Source organism: Campylobacter sp. VBCF_01 NA2 (assembly GCF_027797205.1).
GTDB lineage: Bacteria > Campylobacterota > Campylobacteria > Campylobacterales > Campylobacteraceae > Campylobacter_B.
Genome location: NZ_CP115607.1, coordinates 1,027,085 through 1,043,216 on the forward strand (window position 1 = coordinate 1,027,085; position 16,132 = coordinate 1,043,216).

The following is a 16,132-nucleotide window of genomic DNA, read 5'->3' on the forward strand; positions in this document are numbered from 1 at the left end:
GCTTTTGCTTTTGTGCAAAAGCAAAATTTCTACTGCTCGTTCATAATCGATAAAAGTTCTGCGTTGTTTTTGGTTTTTAGGATTTTTGGGTATAAAAATTTCAGTGCCTCGACATCGTCCATAGTAGAGACCACAGAACGAATAGCCCAAATTTTCTGCAAATTTTGCGCACCTTGGAGCAACTCTTCTTTTCTCGTGCCTGATTTTGTGATATTAATCGCTGGGTAAATTCGGCGATCGCTGATATTTCTATCTAGGATAATCTCGCTATTTCCGGTGCCTTTGAACTCCTCGAAAATCACATCGTCCATACGAGATCCAGTTTCAATTAGCGCAGTCGCCACGATAGTAAGCGATCCGCCGTTTTCGATATTTCGCGCCGCTCCAAAAAAGCGTTTTGGTTTGTGAAGTGCGTTGGCATCGACACCACCGCTTAGCACCTTACCGCTAGCTGGGGTTACGGTGTTGTAAGCGCGCGCAAGGCGAGTAATGCTATCGAGCAAAATCACCACATCTTTGCCAATTTCGACGGCGCGTTTTGCCTTTTCGATCACGAGTTCAGCCACGCGCACATGGTTAAACGCAGGCTGATCGAAAGTCGAGCTAAACACCTCACCACGCACACTGCGCTCCATATCGGTAACCTCTTCTGGTCTTTCATCTACCAAAAGCACCAAAAGCTCGACCTCTGGGTGATTTCTCGTAATTCCGTTTGCCAGCTCCTTCATAAGCTCAGTTTTACCTGTGCGAGGCGGAGCTGTGATGAGCGCACGCTGACCCTTGCCAATCGGCGTAAAAAGATCTAGCACACGACCAGTTAGCTTCATTGGATCGTATTCGAGCTGTAATTTTTCAGTTGGAAAAAGCGGAGTTAGATTATCAAAAAGCGGTCTTTCTCTGGCTTCTTGGATTGATTTGTAATTAATCGCTTCGATTTTTAAAAGCGCGTAATATTTCTCTTGATCTTTTGGTTCTCTGACCTGTCCTGTAACGATATCGCCCACACGAAGGGCAAATTTGCGAATTTGGCTTAGGCTGACATAAGCGTCATTTGCGCTGTCGCTAAGGTTTGAGTCGATTCCTCGCAAAAAGCCGTATCCCTCAGGCGTAACCTCTAAAATTCCAGTAAATAAAATAAATCCGCCCTGTTTTGTCTGCATGCGAAGTATCTCAAACACGAGCTCTTGGCGGCGAAATTCGCGAGAATTTTCCACACCTAGCTCATCAGCGATTGCGACAAGGTTTTCTAAATCCATAGCGCGAAGCTCTTCGATTTGATATCCCTCTACTGGGACATGAGTTTTAGCATGAACTTTTTTCGTGTGATTTGGTGCTTGTGGGGCGGTTTGGGTTTGTTGGGTTGAATTTTCCTTAGTGTTTTCCATTGTTCCTCTTTGAAATTTGAAGATTTAAAATTTGGCGGTAAAAGGTAGCTGTAATTATAAAATTTTATTCCTTAAACGCACCAAATTTTAGAATTTTTTGTTGTCTGCGAGTGATAATCTCATCAATTGAGAGATTTGCTAGCTTGTCAAGCTCGGCTAAAACATAGTTTCCTAGCAGTTTTGCTGTACCGTCTCTGTCCCTGTGAGCGCCCATTTTAGGCTCTTCGATGACATCGTCGATTAGATCAAGCTCTTTTAACTCCTCAGCGGTAATCTTTAACGCTTTTGTCGCTGCTTCGCTTTTTTCTGGATCGTTCCACAAAATCGCCGCACAGCCCTCTGGCGAAATAACTGAAAAGATTGAGTTTTGTAGCATTGCTAATTTATCAGCTACGCCGATAGCTAGCGCGCCACCGCTTCCGCCCTCGCCGATAACTACGGCGATTGTTGGAGTGCGTAGATTGCTAAGTTCGTATAAATTTCGTGCGATTGCCTCGCTTTGTCCGCGCTCTTCGGCGCCGATTCCAGGATATGCACCCGGAGTGTCGATTAAAAATAAAATAGGCAGATTAAATTTTTCGGCTAATTTCGCCACTCTTAGAGCCTTGCGGTAACCTTCTGGGTGAGGCATACCGAAATTTCGCTTTAATTTGTTTTTTGTGCCACGACCCTTTTGTTCTGCGATTACGACGATTTTGCGTGTGCCGATGATACCTAGGTAGCACACAATCGACGCGTCATCGCGATACGCACGATCGCCGTGGATTTCGTGAGCGTCTTTTAAAAGCGCTCTGATATAATCAATCGCATAAGGACGATCTGGGTGGCGGGCTAGTTGCAAGCGTTGGTATTCGCTAAGATTTTTGTAAATTTTAGCGACCTCTTTTTCTAAATTTTTGTTTAAAATCTCAACCGCGTCCTCATCGCCACGAATTTTTGCGTTGGCGATATCATCATCTATTTGTTTAATAGATTTTTCAAAATCAAGATAACTTGCCATTATTTCACTCTTTTGAAGATTACAGATCCATTTGTGCCACCAAAGCCAAAATTATTGCTCATAACGCAATCAATCTGTGCTTTGCGCGCAGTATTTGGGACATAGTCCAAATCACACTCTGGATCTTTTGAAATTTGATTGATTGTAGGAGGGATAATTCCACTTTCCATAGCTAGTAGGGCAACCGCTGCCTCGATCGCACCAGCTGCTCCAAGACAATGCCCGATTTGACCCTTTGTCGAGCTTACAGCTGGGACATTTGCGCCAAATAACTCTTTTAGAGCTGCTGTTTCGTTTCTGTCATTTACCGCAGTAGATGTGCCGTGAGCGTTGATATAATCAACCTTTGGCTCGCCAGCCATTTTATAGGCCTTTTTCATAGCGCGAAGCGGACCATCAAGCGTAGGCGAAGTAATATGATACGCATCACCGCTAGAACCATATCCGATAAGCTCGCCATAAATTTTAGCCCCTCTTGCAACTGCGTCCTCGTAAGTCTCTAAAACAAGCGCAGCTGCGCCCTCTCCCATAACAAAGCCATTTCTCTCCCCGTCAAACGGTCTGCTTGCATGCTCAGGATCGTCATTTCTAGTAGAAAGTGCCTTCATAGCGGCAAATCCACCGATACCGACAGGGCAAATCGCAGCCTCAGCGCCAACGACTAACATTTTTTTCGCTTCACCGACTTGGATAGTTTTCGCCGCCTCAATGATAGCGTGAGTAGATGCCGCACAAGCTGTAACACTGGCTAAATTTGGACCTTTGAGATTGTGATAAATAGAAATAAATCCGCCTAGCATATTTACTAGTGCAGACGGGATAAAAAATGGAGAAATTCTCCTAGGACCACGCTGCAAACAGACATTTGAGTTGATCTCAATATTCGGCAAACCACCGATTCCAGCGGCTGAGCTGATACCAAACTCATCAGCGTCAAATTCGCTAAATTTAGCGTCCTGCATAGCCTCTGTGGCAGCTTTTAGTCCTAGTTGAATAAATCTATCCATTTTCTTGATCTCTTTGCCGTCTTCGACAACCACGCTAGGATCGAAATCCTTAACTTCGGCTGCTATGCTAACTGGAAATTCGCTCGCATCAAAAAGTGTAATCTTGCCTACTCCGGTTTTTCCGCTGCAAATGTTTTCGAAACTACTTTTTTTATCAAGGCCAAGGGCTGTAATCATGCCAATTCCGGTTACTACGACTCTTTTCAAGATCAATTCCTTAAAATTTAAAATTTAAATTATTTATTTAAGCTTTCTACATAGCTTACGACATCGCCGATTGTTACTAATTTTTCTGATTCGCTATCTGGAATTTCGATGCCAAATTTCTCTTCCAAAGCCATTACTAGCTCAACTACATCTAATGAATCAGCGCCCAAATCTTCGATAATTTTTGCTTCTGGTTTTACTTGATCAGGTGCAACGCTAAGTTGCTCCACAACTACATCTCTTACATCTTCAAATGCTGCCATTTGGAACTCCTTTAAAAAAATAACTCGTTATATTATAATAAGTTTGCTTAAAGTATCGAAATTTAAACATTTTTACTATAATACGCGCCCTGACATTATAAAAATTGGAGTTAAATTTTGAGTAAAGATAGCTCGGTCAAACGCGTGATCGAAATCATATATGATTTGCAAAAAGGCAGTGTGCTAAATCTGGCGAATTTAGCGGATAAATACAGCGTCAGCGAGCGCACGCTAAGGCGAGATTTGGAGGTCATCAAAGAAATTTTTGGCGATATTTTCGTGCATTTAGGGGGCGGAAATTACCAAAGCTCACAAAAAGCGATTTTTGAAAATATGCTAAATTCGAGCGAATTTTTTATGCTTAAAGAAATCATAAAACTCTTTCACAAATCCAGCCTAGAAATTTCGAAAAATTTAAGCAAATCCATGCAAGATAAAATTTTAAAAAACCTAGATGAGAGCCCATATATCTTTAAACACAAGCCTTACGAGGAAATTTTTGCTAGGCGGGAAGTGTTTAAAATTTTAGAGCGCGCGATAACTTATAAAAAAGAAATTTCGTTTAAATACACAAACGCGGGCAAAATTTCACACTTTACAATCCAGCCGTATAAAATAATGTTTATGGAGCAAAATTTCTACCTCGCAGGACTGCAAAAACGCCCGCACAAGCACGCGCATGTGATTTTTCGAATCGCGATGATGAGCGAGGTCAAATTTAGCGGGCACGAATTTAAGCGCGACCAAAATTACCTAGATTTTTTGCATTTCATAAACTCGCCATGGGCAAGCTATTCGCCGAATTTCAGGGCGAATTTAATCAAAGTAATTTTGCAAATCCCGCAAGAGCACGCCAAGTATTTTAGGCTCAAAAAATTCTACCCTACCCAAGAAATCATTTGCGAAAACGATGACGGGAGCATAAATGTCGAATTTAGCGTGACAAATTTCGCCGAAATTTTAAACATCATCAAGCAGTGGCTTCCGCGCATAAAAGTCCTAGCCCCACGCAAGCTAGAAGGTATCGTAAAGGGCATAGCTAGGGACTTTTATGAGAATACACACGGAAAACTCCCGCCACAAAAGCCAAATTCCTAGCCAAATTTAATGACAAATTCAGGCTAAATTCCCTGCGCAAATAGGCGAAATTCTGTTTTATTTCTACCCCCAAACTACCGCCCTAGCGAGCATATCAGCCTAGTCCAAACAAGCAAGATCAAGGAAAAAAACTTATAAAACCTTACCTAGGATTTTAAATAACTTTAAGGCGCGCAAAACTAGCACGCATCATAAAATTTCAACTTTGCGAAAACTAAATTTGAAATTTAATCTTTGCATTTTAAACTATAAATTTTGCACTTTAAGCGGCTCAGGAAACAAGCCTGATTCTGGTTATGAGCCAGATGAGATACACAGTCTCTAAAAGATTTAGCAGATCTTTATAGTTTGTTAGCGCGCCGTTTTTTGCCAAGTGGCGCTTTCTTGGTCTCCTTTTTCGCTCATTTTCGATATGCTCGCTAGGGCGGTATCAAATCTCGAATTTCGCCCTATTTCGCAAACCTGCGCGAGGTTAGATTTCAATCATCGTTTTAGCGTTGATTTCAGACAGACTCAAATCAATCTCGCTTAAAAGCGTGGCTAGCTCGTCTTTTTGCGCGATCGCTTTTTCCAAAGTAAGTGGCGAGATAATCTCGATTTTATAGGCATCGCGGAAGCTTTTTAGAGTTTGTTCGATAGTATCTTTTGGTAAGGTGTTTTTGGCTGTGCCATAGATAGATTCTAGCGTTTTTTGCGCCTTTTCCTCGGTTTTGGCTTCCTCTTTTTCCTTGATTTTCGCCGCCTCATCAAGGCAAGCAATCATCATAGATAATTCATCGATCCAGGCGCTCACAATGCCCTTGTATTCGATAGCCTCGATGATAGACAGCTCTTCTTTGCCGATTTTAATGGTGTTTTGCACATTTGCCTTGGCAACTGCACCTTTGAGCGCGCGTTTTTTCTTGCGCAAATCCGCCCTGCTATCCAGCACGCCATTGGCGTATTTTAAGAAATCTTGCGGAGTTTGGTTGCTAGCATTTACCAAAACGCCATTTATTGCGACTTTGGCTAATTTGTAATCCCCACCTTGCAACTTTTTATCAATCAACTTAATCTCGGCCAACGCTCTTGTGAGTGAAATTTCCATTTTTTGCTCCTTGTTTTTGATTTGGAGCAATTTTACATGGATTTTTTGTCATATTGTGTCAAAAAATAAAAATGTAGAATTTTAAGAAGAAAATTTAAAATTTTGCCGAAAATTCGGCAAAATTTGGTTACATATAAAGTCCGCCGTTGATTTTGAGCACATCGCCGGTGATATAGCTAGCATAATCGCTAAGCAAAAACGCCACGCCGTGCGCCACATCTTGCGCGCTTCCGAAGCGTTTAAGCGGGATATTTGCCTCGTAGTTCGCTCTGACCTCATCGCTTAGAGCGTCTGTCATATCAGTAGCGATAAAGCCCGGTGTCACGCAGTTAAAGCGCACTCCGCGACTCGCACCCTCTTTGGCGAAACTCTTGCTCATCGCTATCATGCCACCTTTGCTCGCACTGTAATTCACCTGCCCTGCGTTGCCCATTTCGCCGACGATTGAGGCGATATTTACGACTGCACCGAAGCGTTTTTTGCTCATCACTTTTAGCGCCTCGCGTGAGCCGATGAAAGCCGAGGTCAAATTCGCGTCGATTACGCCGGTGAAGTCTTCGAGCTTCATACGAAGGGCTAGTTTGTCGTTTGTGATACCTGCGTTATTGACGAGGTAGCTTAGCTCGCCGTCGCACTCGATTATCGCATTTATCGCTTCGATAAATTCAGCCTCGTTTGTCGCGTCAAATTTCACCACAGCGCCCTCGCCTCCGTTTGCCCTAATTTCTTCTAAAAGCGCGTCAGCTAGCTCAGGCTTTGAGCGGTAGTTGATCCACACTTTAAGCCCCATACTAGCTAGCACTCTTGCGATATCTGCGCCGATTCCTCTACTTGCACCTGTGATTAAGACATTTTTTCCACTAAATTTCATTTTTTATCCTTTTTTGAAAAATTTGCGCATTATAGCGGGTTATCGTAAATAAAGCATTTTCGCTCTTTATTTGAAAAATTTCAGCGCCAGATTATGTATAAAAATGCAAAAATCACAATTACGGCAAATATATTGCTCATATCATAGCCTAAAAAATTACCCCAGTTTTCATAAGGTATATGAATATCCCAGAATTTCGCCTCCAAGCCAGATATGAAGTTGTCAATCAAATTTTGCATTTTTACCCTTTTACAATCTTAAAACAGCGCCTCGTCCATTTGCGCTGGAATTTCAAGCCCTATTAGCTTTAAAATAGTTGGCGCGACATTGCTAAGTCCAAAACCCTGCTTTAACTCACTCACGCCCTGCGCGCTTACGAAGCAAAACACATCAAAAGTCGTGTGGTTTGTGAGAAGCTCGCCCTGTGCCCCTCGCATTTGCTCGCAGTTGCCGTGATCTGAAATTTGCACATAAGCGTAATCAAATTCCTTTGCCTTAGCGTAAATTTTACCCAGACACTCATCTACCGCCTCGACTGCCTTAACCGCAGCGTCGAAGTTGCCCGTGTGGCCAACCATATCGCCGTTAGCGAAATTTACCACGATAAAATCCTCGCCCCCCTCGATACCCTTTATCACAGCCTCGCACACAGCGTGCGCGCTCATAGCAGGGCATAAATCATAGGTCGCCACCTTTGGGCTGTCGATTAAAATGCGAGTTTCGTTTTGCACGCACTCTTCGCTGCCGCCGTTGAAAAAAAATGTAACATGAGCGTATTTTTCGGTCTCTGCGGTGTGAAGCTGTCTAAGTCCTGCGTCCGCGATGACCTCGGCAAGAGTATTTTGCAAAATGTCCTTTTTGACGATGATTGGAAATGGAAATTTCGCGTCGTATTCTGTCATGGTGATTAAATTTCGCACGCAAAATTTACGCTCAAATCCCGCGAAATCCTCCATACTCAAAGCTTGGCAAATCTCACGCGCCCTATCGTTGCGGAAATTTACAAAAATAATTCCGTCATTTTCTTTAATCCCGTCAAATTCCCCAAAAATCGCTGGCTCGATAAATTCGTCCGTAATGCCATTCTCATAGCTTTTGCGAGCATACTCGCTTGGGGAGATTTTTTGCTTCTCGCCCTCGCCCATTAGCGCAGCATAGGCCTTTTGCACCCTTTCCCAGCGATTATCCCTATCCATAGCATAAAACCGCCCGCAAACGCTTCCTACGCTAAATTTTGCTTCCAAAGCCTGCAAAAACCCTGCCCCGCTTGTGGGACTTACATCGCGTCCGTCGGTGATAGCGTGGGCAAAAACCTGCGCGCCAGCGTCTTTTGCTATTTGGCAAAGCGCGTCGAAATGGCGCATGTGTGAATGCACGCCACCGTCGCTGTATAGCCCTATGACATGCACCCTAGGGCAAATTTTTAGCAAATTTACGATTTCGGGCGCAGTTTTTAGGGTGTCATTTTCGATCATTTTATCAATTTTGACTAGATTTTGATACAGCACGCGACCGCTTCCAATCGTCATGTGCCCGACCTCAGAATTTCCCATTTGCCCCTCAGGCAAGCCCACCGCAAGCCCAGATGTGCGAAGTAGCGTGTTTGGCACAGAGGCGAAAAGCATATCATAAGTCGGCTTTTTGGCTGCAGCAAAGGCGTTAAATTCGGCACTTTGGTTGCAACCAATGCCGTCAGTTATCACAAGAATTGTTTTTTGTTTCATATTTTTCTCCTAAATTCAATGCGGACATTGAAATTTCGCATTATACTTTTTTTTAGCAAATATCACAAAATTTAAAATTTAAAAGCTAAATTTTACAAAGAAAGTATTAAAATAATCGGTTTTAAAATAAAATTTAAAAGGCAAATTTTGTTATATTATATCTACCAAATCACAAATATAAATTTCTTTCAATACACCACAGCGCGCGCTGGAATCGCGTTTTTCATAGCTTTTATTTTAAGCGTGTATCTAATGCCACGATTCATATCTTGGGCAAGAGCCAAAAACGCCTCCCAGCCTATCTACGACCTAGCCCCACAAACACACCAAAAAAAGTCCAAAACCCCCACAATGGGCGGACTTGTCTTTGTTTTCTCAGCGATTGTGGCGAGTGTTTTGTGCGTGAAATTTAGCATTTTCACAATCTGCGGTTTAATCACGCTAGCTGGGTTTTGCGCGATAGGATTTAAGGACGATTTGTCTAAAATTTTGGGTGCCTCTAACCACGCAGGGCTTAGCCCGCAAACCAAACTTTTACTCCAAAACGCCCTAGCTTTGGGGATTTCATTTACGCTGTATATTTTCAGTCCGCTTGGTGGCGAGCTGTATTTGCCTTTCGTAAAAAATCACATAATAAATTTAGAATTTTTCGCCATTGTATTTTGGATGATAGTTTTCAGCGCGAGCTCAAACGCTGTAAATTTAACCGACGGCCTTGACGGGCTAGCCACAATTCCCTCGGTGTTTTCGCTAGCTAGCCTTGGTATTTTTGCCTATTTGTGCGGACACGCGATTTATGCGCAATACCTATTTTTGCCAAAAATCGCAGGTGTGGGCGAGCTAAGTATCATCATCGCAGCCCTTATCGGCGCACTTTTTGGGTTTTTGTGGTTTAATTGCTACCCAGCCGAAGTTTTCATGGGCGATAGTGGAAGCCTGAGCGTAGGGGCGTTTTTGGGATATTGCGCGATTGTGACAAAAAATGAATTTTTGCTGATTATTATCGGATTTGTCTTTGTTATGGAGACACTAAGCGTGATTTTGCAGGTGGGAAGCTTTAAAATGTTTAAAAGGCGAATTTTCCTTATGGCGCCTATTCATCACCATTTCGAGCTAAAAGGTTGGAGCGAAAACAAAATCATAATTCGGTTTTGGATAATCGCGCTAATGGCAAATTTAATCGCGCTAACTTCGATAAAATTAAGATAAGGAAAAAAAATGAAAAAATCACTATTTGGGCATGGCACTACCACAAAAGCGTTAGCAAAAAGCGGCGGTTGGGACATTTACGATGATAATTTCAAAGAGGGCGTTGCGAAATTTGACGAATTTGGCAATGCGCTTTTAAACCCTTGCCTTTTTGACCCCGCAAAAAGCGAGCTAGAAATCCCAAGCCCAGGATTTCCCAAAGAGCATAATCTAATAAAATCCGCTAGGAATTTAATCAGTGAGTATGATTACTTCGCAAATACTGCGCCTTTTAAAATTTGGATTAGCGGGACAAATGGCAAAACCACAACCACGCAGATGACACAGCATCTCCTAGCCAGCCACGGCTCGCTTATGGGCGGAAATGTAGGCACACCACTCGCGCTTTTGGACAAGAGTGCGAAAATTTGGATATTAGAGACTAGCTCTTTTACTATCCATTACACCAAACACGCTCGCCCTGGCATTTACGCGCTTTTGCCAATCACGCCAGATCATCTTAGCTGGCATGGCAGTTTCGCTGAATACGAGCGTGTCAAACTCTCGCCACTTCTAGCTATGAGCGAGGGTTCAGTCGCATTAATACCGGCTGCGTATGCCAGTAGCGAGGCTGTGAAAAACTCGCGCGCAAGGGTGATTTGCTACGAAGATGAAAATGATTTGGCAGCCAAATTTGAAATCGAAATTGAAAAAATTTCATTTAAAACGCCGTTTTTGCTAGACGCTATCTTAGCCCTTTGTATCGAAAAAATCCTCACAGATCGCGCTAGCGTGGAGGTTTTGAACGAATTTGTAATCGAGGCAAACAAACTAGAAGAATTTTTTGATGTAAAAAAACGCATGTGGGTAAATGACACAAAAGCCACAAATATCGATGCTTGCGCGCAAGCCCTCAAACGCTACAAGGACAAAAAAATCCACCTAATCTTGGGTGGCGATGATAAGGGCGTGGATTTGGAGCCACTTTTTGCGAGCTTTGCGCCGTATGATTTGCAAATTTATGCGATTGGCTCGAACACCGATAAACTCGTAAATTTATGCGAAAAATTTAAAATTCCGTGCATTAGGTGCGAATTTTTGAAAAACGCAGTCGCCAAAATAGATGAAAATTTCTCTGGTGCGGGCGAAGTCGCACTCCTAAGCCCAGCCTGCGCTAGCCTAGATCAGTTTAAAAGCTACGCCCAACGGGGAAATTTATTTAAAGAGTGCGTGGCAAATTTAGCCATTTAAACACTGCGCCGAAATTTTTGCAAATTTAGAAATTTTAAATTTCTTACTCGTAGATTGCTTCGTCGCTTCGCTCCTCGCAATGACAAATTATTAGGCAAAATTTACGCCGAGTTTGTCATTGCGAGAATTTTGCGTTAGCAAAATTCGTGGCAATCTACGACTTTAAAATTTAAATTTTGCAAATTTGCTGTCATTACAAGCGAGTGCAACGAGCGTGGCAATCCAGTAAAATTTAGAGAAAATTTAAAATTCAACAAAATTCATTTGTGGATTAAAATTTATCGGAATTTCTCTGGATTGCTTCGAGTTTTTCAAACTCTCGCAATGACAACGAAATTTACAAAATCATAAATTTAAAAACAGAATTTCGTATCATAGCAAAACGATACGAGCGAATTTGAATTTGTAAAGAAATTTTATTTAAAGGATTAAAATTGGAAAAGTTAAAAGAAAATTTGGAAAATAATCAAAATTTAGATGAAACCATAAATTCGGAAAACAATAAAGAACCATTTATCATAAGTAACAGAAATCCATTGTATGTTTTTATTTTTTCATTACTTACTGGTTTTATGACCTTTGGCACACTGTTCCCCATATTTTTGATTTCGTCGATTACGCTAGAACGATTTATTTTTTTGATTATATTTATTTTTTCATCGTATGCCTTTTGTTCTACTATATTTTTTGAATATGCAAAATCATACAACGATAGAATTGTGATAAAGAAATATTTTTTCAAAGAATTTGTAATTTATCGTAAAGATATTATAGATACAAGAGTTTCTAGTAATCCTTTTGTAGGTAATATTTTTAGTATGTTTGTTAAAAGAAAGATAGGTATTAGATTTTTTGCCATATTTTGCTTGGCAGACAATCAATGTTATGGAATTTAAATTAACTCTTTTTCTGCATTTTATAAATTTAGACAGCTTTATTTTTTGTTACAGCTTCTATTTTTTATAAAATTCTTGCAATGCCAAATTTAGACATTGCAAGAAAATCTATTTAAGCGAAATCAAATCCAGTGGGTTTATGTGGTAGTTTTGTTGCGTTACTTCAAAGGTTAGATCCGAGCTAATTCTGCCGATTGTGTAGCCCTTTTTGACCGAAGAGCCCACGCGCACAGTATTTGGAATCTGATTTAAATGCGCATAAATCGTGTGGATTCCGCCCGCATGCTCGATGATGACGACCTTATCTAGCACGGCTGTTTCTTTGGCAAATACGACCTTGCCAGCTAGCACCGCTTTTACCTGCGTGTCGCCACTTTTCGAGCCTAACACGATATTTTCGTTAAAAAGCTTGATATTATACACAGGATCGCTGTAATTGCCAAATTTACGCTTCACATACGCCCCGTCAAGCGGTGCAGAGGTTTTTGCGCCAGTGTATTTTTTCACGCGAGAGGATTGGTAGCTAGATCCGTATTGTTTGACCTTGGTGTTGATTTTACTAACTCTCTCATCAGCTGGCTCGCTAGGCTCAGATTCAGGCTCTGGCTCAAATTTAGGCGCAGGCGGAGCTTCCTTGCCAGCTTTTTTGGCGGCGGCTTTTTGTTTTTCATACTCTTTTTTCTTGGCTTCAAGCTCTTTTTGTTTGGCTTCTTTTTCTTTTTTCTTTTGCGCTTCTAGTTTGGCTATGCGTTCCTTTTCCGCTTTTTCAGCTTTTTCGCGCTCCTCTTTATCATCGATAATTTTTAGCTCGGCTAAGGTTTTTGCAATCGCGTCTTGCTCGGCGTTTAGCTTTTCGAGCTGGGCGATATAGCTATCTTTGTTTTTTTGCAGGCTAGCTACTTTTTCTTTTTGTGCGTTTTGCTTTTCGCTCAAATTTATCTTTTTTTGGCTATAACTTTCCATATTTTCGTTGATTTGAGCGATTTTTTTGTTTTGTTCGTCGATGAAATTTTTATTATTTTCATAATCCTTCATTAGCTTATTTAGCTCGCTATTCATCACGCTCTCTAATCCGCCTAAAACCTCGCTAGCCACGATAGAATCAGGCGTAACGCTGGAATTTGTGTCGCTGATGAGATCAAATGAGAGCTCTTGGGAGATGATTTGGACGATTTTATTTTCTAGCTCGCTTTGCACGCTAAGCAAGGTTGCGTTTTGTTTTTTGAGATTTTCTAGCTCTTGCTCTTCGTTTGCGTATTTTTCTTTTAGTTCCTCGATATTTTGGCTAAGCTCTTTTATCTCGTTTTCACGCTTTTTAAAATCGTTTTGTTCTTGCACGATTAAATCAGCGATTTCATCGATTTTTTTAGACAGCCTCATCTCCTCTTGTTTAGAGGTTTTTAGCTCTTTGTTGCTTTGGGCGATTTTTTCCTTTGTAGTCGGTGCACCGTATGCAAAAAACGCAAGCGCGCACAGTATCATCAAACGCTTCATTGTGATTTTTTACCACTTACTTCTAGCATTACAAATGTAACTGCGATAAATGTCAGCCCCACAGCGATACCAAACAAAATGAGCGGTTCATACGGCAAAACAATCGTCTCGCTTAAATTTGTGATTTGACTCACGGTTTGCATGAAAATCGGCCAGTTTGGAAGCGCTAGATAAAACGCCACCACAATTAGCGTAGCTAACACGCTATCGGCTAGCGCCATGCGGTATAGCCTGCCACTTTTTATCATAAAACTAGCGCCGAATAGCTCCATAATCTCGATTCGCTCTTTGTGCTCATAGACCCAAATTCGCATTTGGCGGTGAATTAGCATAAGGCCTAAAACCACGATTAAAAGCGCAAATCCATAAACCAAACTTTTAATTAGTAGCAAAATTTTAAAAATATCATCGTGGGTTTTTTTGAAAATTTCAACCCTGCTAAGCGAACCCATGCTTTTTAGCGCGCTCTCTATGTCCTCTAAACGCGCGCTGTCTGGGAAATTTTCGAGCTTAATGCTGTAAAATTTAGGCAAATTTTTGCTAAGCTCGCCAAAGGCTGCTTCTGAAATTTTACCCTTTAATCTATCTGTGATATTATCAGCTGGAATTTCAATGATTTGGCTGATATCGCTGACCTTATCTTGCACTTCCTCTAAGCTTAGCGCCTTTTTTGAGACAAGGACGATGTTGTATTCGTTTTGGATAGATTTTTCGTAACTTTTGGCTAAATTATTTACAAAAATTCCAAACTGCACCGAAAACAAAAGCGCCACAAGCGAAAAAATAACCCCAAAATGCGTTTTAATCGATCTCAGTGACATGGGAGTCCTTTATCTCGAAATGTCTATGCGCAAAACGCAAAGTGCTAGGCATTTTGTGCGTTACGATAACCACGCAAGCGTTCCACGCCTCGCATGCCGAGCGCAATAAATTCCAAATAATATCGCTTGAATAATCGTCCAAGTTTCCAGTAGGCTCGTCGCAAAGTAGCAAGCGTGGATTGTGCGCCATAGCGCGTGCTAGGGCGACGCGCTGCTGTTCGCCACCGCTTAGTTCTAGCGGGTATTTGCCCATTTTGTGTCCAAGCTCGATATGGCGGAGCAGTTTTTTGGCCTGATCTTGGCAGACTTGCTCATTATAGCCCATAATCATCAGCGGCAGCATGATATTTCGCTCGATCGTCCATTCATTAATCAACCTGTAATCTTGAAAAATTATGCCGATTCTTTGGCGCAGTGCGCGCAAATCACTGCGACTAATGCCGTTTAAATCGCACAGGCAAACATTAAGTTCGCCACTTTTGATATCCATATCGCCGTAAAATGATTTTAAAAGCGTGCTTTTGCCACTTCCGCTTTTGCCGGTGATTACGACAAAATCTCTTGCGCCTATGCCAAAACTAGCATTTTTTATGACCTCACCGCTATCATATCCCAGTGTAAGCCCCTCGGCGGTGATTATGTTATTATCAGCTCCTATGCCTGCCATAACTCAAAAATCTCCATTATTTTTTTGTGTGCTTTGTAATTTTCGCTTGTAGCTAGCGGAGTTTTTAAAAAATACTCCGTCTTTGCCCCGATGCGAATAAAGCATTGTTGCGGGAAGTCAAACGCCCCAAACGAGGTCAAAATCAAAACCTCATCGCTATCATCAAATTTATAAATTCTCTCAAAATGCACGAAATATCCCTCGCCTTTGATAGTCAAATTTTTGAAATTTGCCTCTATTTTTTGCGGGTTAAAATTTGAGAAATTCATATCGAATTTCGCTGGTTCCTCGCCGTTTTCATCACTATTAGTAAAAATCAAATCAAAGATATTTTTATCCATTTTGCGCCAGCGATCCTCGTATTTCGAGCTAACGCTTAAATCTCTGTTTTTAAAGTGGTCTATCGCGCCACGCCCTGCACTTTGCGCTACGCCAAATTTATCCAACGCATAGGCAAAATACATATCGCTATCTGTGCGAAGCTCAAATTTCGCCCCTTTTTTGAGAGTTCGCACGCATTGATGAACAAACTCATCGCTAATGACTCTGCGGTGCGGGGCATCGTCCCACGGAACAGGAAAGTGCAAAAATATGCGAGAGAGCAAATTTGCAGGCATTAATGAAAGTAAAATTCGCGCGTCAGTGTTTATCAAAGCGACATTTTCCAAACCCTCTTTAATCGCTAGTTTTGCGACCTGCTCGATACTAGGCTTGTAAATTTCGATTCCAATTACCAGCGTTTGCGGATTTGTGCGAGCCTGATAGAGCAAATGTCTGCCCGAACCAAAGCCGATTTCGACGAAAATTTGGCTAAATTTCGTGGTTTTGAGCAAATTTAGCATTTCATCTTCATCTAGCACGAGCGGAGTTTTTTGGGTTAGGGATTTGCTTTTGAAAGCAAATGCGCTAAAAATCACACCGCTTGCGAATTCTTTCTTGTAAATTTCAAGTGCGCGTTGCAAAATACCAATTTTGGCTGGTTTGGTGGTTTTTTCGCCTTTGACTACGACTTTGTCTTTGGTGTATTTGAGAGTGACGAAAAATTCGTTATCAAAGCACCTTGTGCGCACGAGAGTGCAACTCTCATCGCTAGCGGACTCCAAAAGCTCCACGCCCTCCTTGCTAAATGGAAGGCGTGGTAGTTCTACGCTTTTTGCAATAAAATTTGGCAAT

16 protein-coding genes are annotated in these 16,132 nt (G+C 41.7%); 4 read left to right on the forward strand and 12 right to left on the reverse strand.

The genetic code is table 11. The annotated features are described in order from the left end of the window. Window positions 1-29 precede the first annotated feature (29 nt). The 4 genes from rho to acpP all read right to left on the reverse strand — a co-directional run bounded on the left by rho (window position 30) and on the right by acpP (window position 3,862). Window positions 30-1,385: a transcription termination factor Rho gene (gene rho / locus PF027_RS05305; protein WP_270859359.1), complete on the reverse strand. Its 1,356-nt coding sequence runs from the start codon at window positions 1,383-1,385 to the stop codon at window positions 30-32. A 64-nt stretch (window positions 1,386-1,449) separates the two neighbouring features. Next, window positions 1,450-2,385, reverse strand: coding sequence for an acetyl-CoA carboxylase carboxyl transferase subunit alpha (gene accA / locus PF027_RS05310; RefSeq protein WP_270870577.1), 936 nt, complete (start codon window positions 2,383-2,385; stop codon window positions 1,450-1,452). After that, window positions 2,385-3,599 (reverse strand): beta-ketoacyl-ACP synthase II, encoded by a 1,215-nt coding sequence (locus tag PF027_RS05315; protein WP_270864609.1) that lies wholly within the window; start codon window positions 3,597-3,599, stop codon window positions 2,385-2,387. The genes accA and PF027_RS05315 overlap by 1 nt, the downstream gene beginning before the upstream one ends. A gap of 29 nt (window positions 3,600-3,628) precedes the next feature. Beyond that, complete coding sequence (gene acpP / locus PF027_RS05320; RefSeq protein WP_270859356.1) at window positions 3,629-3,862, reverse strand: acyl carrier protein; 234 nt, start codon at window positions 3,860-3,862, stop codon at window positions 3,629-3,631. Window positions 3,863-3,979: 117 nt separating this feature from the next. Between acpP and PF027_RS05325 the strand changes: the two genes are divergently transcribed. Then, on the forward strand, window positions 3,980-4,960 hold the full coding sequence (locus PF027_RS05325) for a helix-turn-helix transcriptional regulator (RefSeq protein ID WP_270872415.1): 981 nt from the start codon (window positions 3,980-3,982) through the stop codon (window positions 4,958-4,960). A 472-nt stretch (window positions 4,961-5,432) separates the two neighbouring features. On the opposite strand, the gene PF027_RS05330 is transcribed toward PF027_RS05325, so the two are convergent. The 4 genes from PF027_RS05330 to gpmI form a co-directional block, all read right to left on the reverse strand. After that, window positions 5,433-6,047 carry a hypothetical protein gene (locus PF027_RS05330; RefSeq protein WP_270872416.1) on the reverse strand — a complete coding sequence of 205 codons (615 nt, stop codon included), beginning with the start codon at window positions 6,045-6,047 and terminating at the stop codon, window positions 5,433-5,435. Window positions 6,048-6,174: 127 nt separating this feature from the next. Beyond that, window positions 6,175-6,918: a 3-oxoacyl-ACP reductase FabG gene (gene fabG / locus PF027_RS05335; RefSeq protein ID WP_270872417.1), complete on the reverse strand. Its 744-nt coding sequence runs from the start codon at window positions 6,916-6,918 to the stop codon at window positions 6,175-6,177. An 80-nt stretch (window positions 6,919-6,998) separates the two neighbouring features. Then, complete coding sequence (locus tag PF027_RS05340) at window positions 6,999-7,157, reverse strand: hypothetical protein (RefSeq protein ID WP_270870572.1); 159 nt, start codon at window positions 7,155-7,157, stop codon at window positions 6,999-7,001. A gap of 18 nt (window positions 7,158-7,175) precedes the next feature. Further along, window positions 7,176-8,642 carry a 2,3-bisphosphoglycerate-independent phosphoglycerate mutase gene (gene gpmI / locus PF027_RS05345; RefSeq protein ID WP_270872418.1) on the reverse strand — a complete coding sequence of 489 codons (1,467 nt, stop codon included), beginning with the start codon at window positions 8,640-8,642 and terminating at the stop codon, window positions 7,176-7,178. Between the two features lie 147 nt (window positions 8,643-8,789). Between gpmI and mraY the strand changes: the two genes are divergently transcribed. From mraY to PF027_RS05360, 3 genes are all read left to right on the forward strand, one after another. Further along, the gene (mraY, locus tag PF027_RS05350; RefSeq protein WP_270861953.1) at window positions 8,790-9,851 is read left to right on the forward strand and encodes a phospho-N-acetylmuramoyl-pentapeptide-transferase; all 1,062 of its coding nucleotides are present in this window, start codon (window positions 8,790-8,792) and stop codon (window positions 9,849-9,851) included. A 9-nt stretch (window positions 9,852-9,860) separates the two neighbouring features. Then, window positions 9,861-11,081, forward strand: a complete 1,221-nt coding sequence (murD, locus tag PF027_RS05355) for a UDP-N-acetylmuramoyl-L-alanine--D-glutamate ligase (protein WP_270861954.1) — start codon at window positions 9,861-9,863, stop codon at window positions 11,079-11,081. 434 nt (window positions 11,082-11,515) lie between these two features. Next, window positions 11,516-11,977, forward strand: a complete 462-nt coding sequence (locus tag PF027_RS05360; protein ID WP_270861955.1) for a hypothetical protein — start codon at window positions 11,516-11,518, stop codon at window positions 11,975-11,977. Window positions 11,978-12,085: 108 nt separating this feature from the next. On the opposite strand, the gene PF027_RS05365 is transcribed toward PF027_RS05360, so the two are convergent. From PF027_RS05365 to trmB, 4 genes are read right to left on the reverse strand one after another with little or no spacing between them, the layout of a single operon-like run. Then, a complete protein-coding gene (locus PF027_RS05365; protein ID WP_442867980.1) occupies window positions 12,086-13,462 on the reverse strand; it encodes a murein hydrolase activator EnvC family protein in 1,377 nt (458 codons plus the stop codon). Between the two features lie 5 nt (window positions 13,463-13,467). After that, entirely contained in the window at window positions 13,468-14,292 is an 825-nt protein-coding gene (locus PF027_RS05370; RefSeq protein WP_270864616.1) for a cell division protein FtsX, read from the reverse strand. Then, window positions 14,273-14,959, reverse strand: coding sequence for a cell division ATP-binding protein FtsE (locus PF027_RS05375; RefSeq protein ID WP_270864617.1), 687 nt, complete (start codon window positions 14,957-14,959; stop codon window positions 14,273-14,275). The genes PF027_RS05370 and PF027_RS05375 overlap by 20 nt, the downstream gene beginning before the upstream one ends. After that, complete coding sequence (gene trmB / locus PF027_RS05380; RefSeq protein ID WP_270877219.1) at window positions 14,947-16,131, reverse strand: tRNA (guanosine(46)-N7)-methyltransferase TrmB; 1,185 nt, start codon at window positions 16,129-16,131, stop codon at window positions 14,947-14,949. The genes PF027_RS05375 and trmB overlap by 13 nt, the downstream gene beginning before the upstream one ends. Window position 16,132: the final 1 nt, after the last annotated feature.

Bases quoted from the DNA above. Each gene is read 5' to 3' on its own strand.
- rho (WP_270859359.1), bottom strand. From the start codon at position 1,385: ATGGAAAACACTAAGGAAAATTCAACCCAACAAACCCAAACCGCCCCA.
- accA (WP_270870577.1), bottom strand. From the start codon at position 2,385: ATGGCAAGTTATCTTGATTTTGAAAAATCTATTAAACAAATAGATGAT.
- acpP (WP_270859356.1), bottom strand. From the start codon at position 3,862: ATGGCAGCATTTGAAGATGTAAGAGATGTAGTTGTGGAGCAACTTAGC.
- PF027_RS05330 (WP_270872416.1), bottom strand. From the start codon at position 6,047: ATGGAAATTTCACTCACAAGAGCGTTGGCCGAGATTAAGTTGATTGAT.
- fabG (WP_270872417.1), bottom strand. From the start codon at position 6,918: ATGAAATTTAGTGGAAAAAATGTCTTAATCACAGGTGCAAGTAGAGGA.
- PF027_RS05340 (WP_270870572.1), bottom strand. From the start codon at position 7,157: ATGCAAAATTTGATTGACAACTTCATATCTGGCTTGGAGGCGAAATTC.
- gpmI (WP_270872418.1), bottom strand. From the start codon at position 8,642: ATGAAACAAAAAACAATTCTTGTGATAACTGACGGCATTGGTTGCAAC.
- murD (WP_270861954.1), top strand. From the start codon at position 9,861: ATGAAAAAATCACTATTTGGGCATGGCACTACCACAAAAGCGTTAGCA.
- PF027_RS05370 (WP_270864616.1), bottom strand. From the start codon at position 14,292: ATGTCACTGAGATCGATTAAAACGCATTTTGGGGTTATTTTTTCGCTT.
- PF027_RS05375 (WP_270864617.1), bottom strand. From the start codon at position 14,959: ATGGCAGGCATAGGAGCTGATAATAACATAATCACCGCCGAGGGGCTT.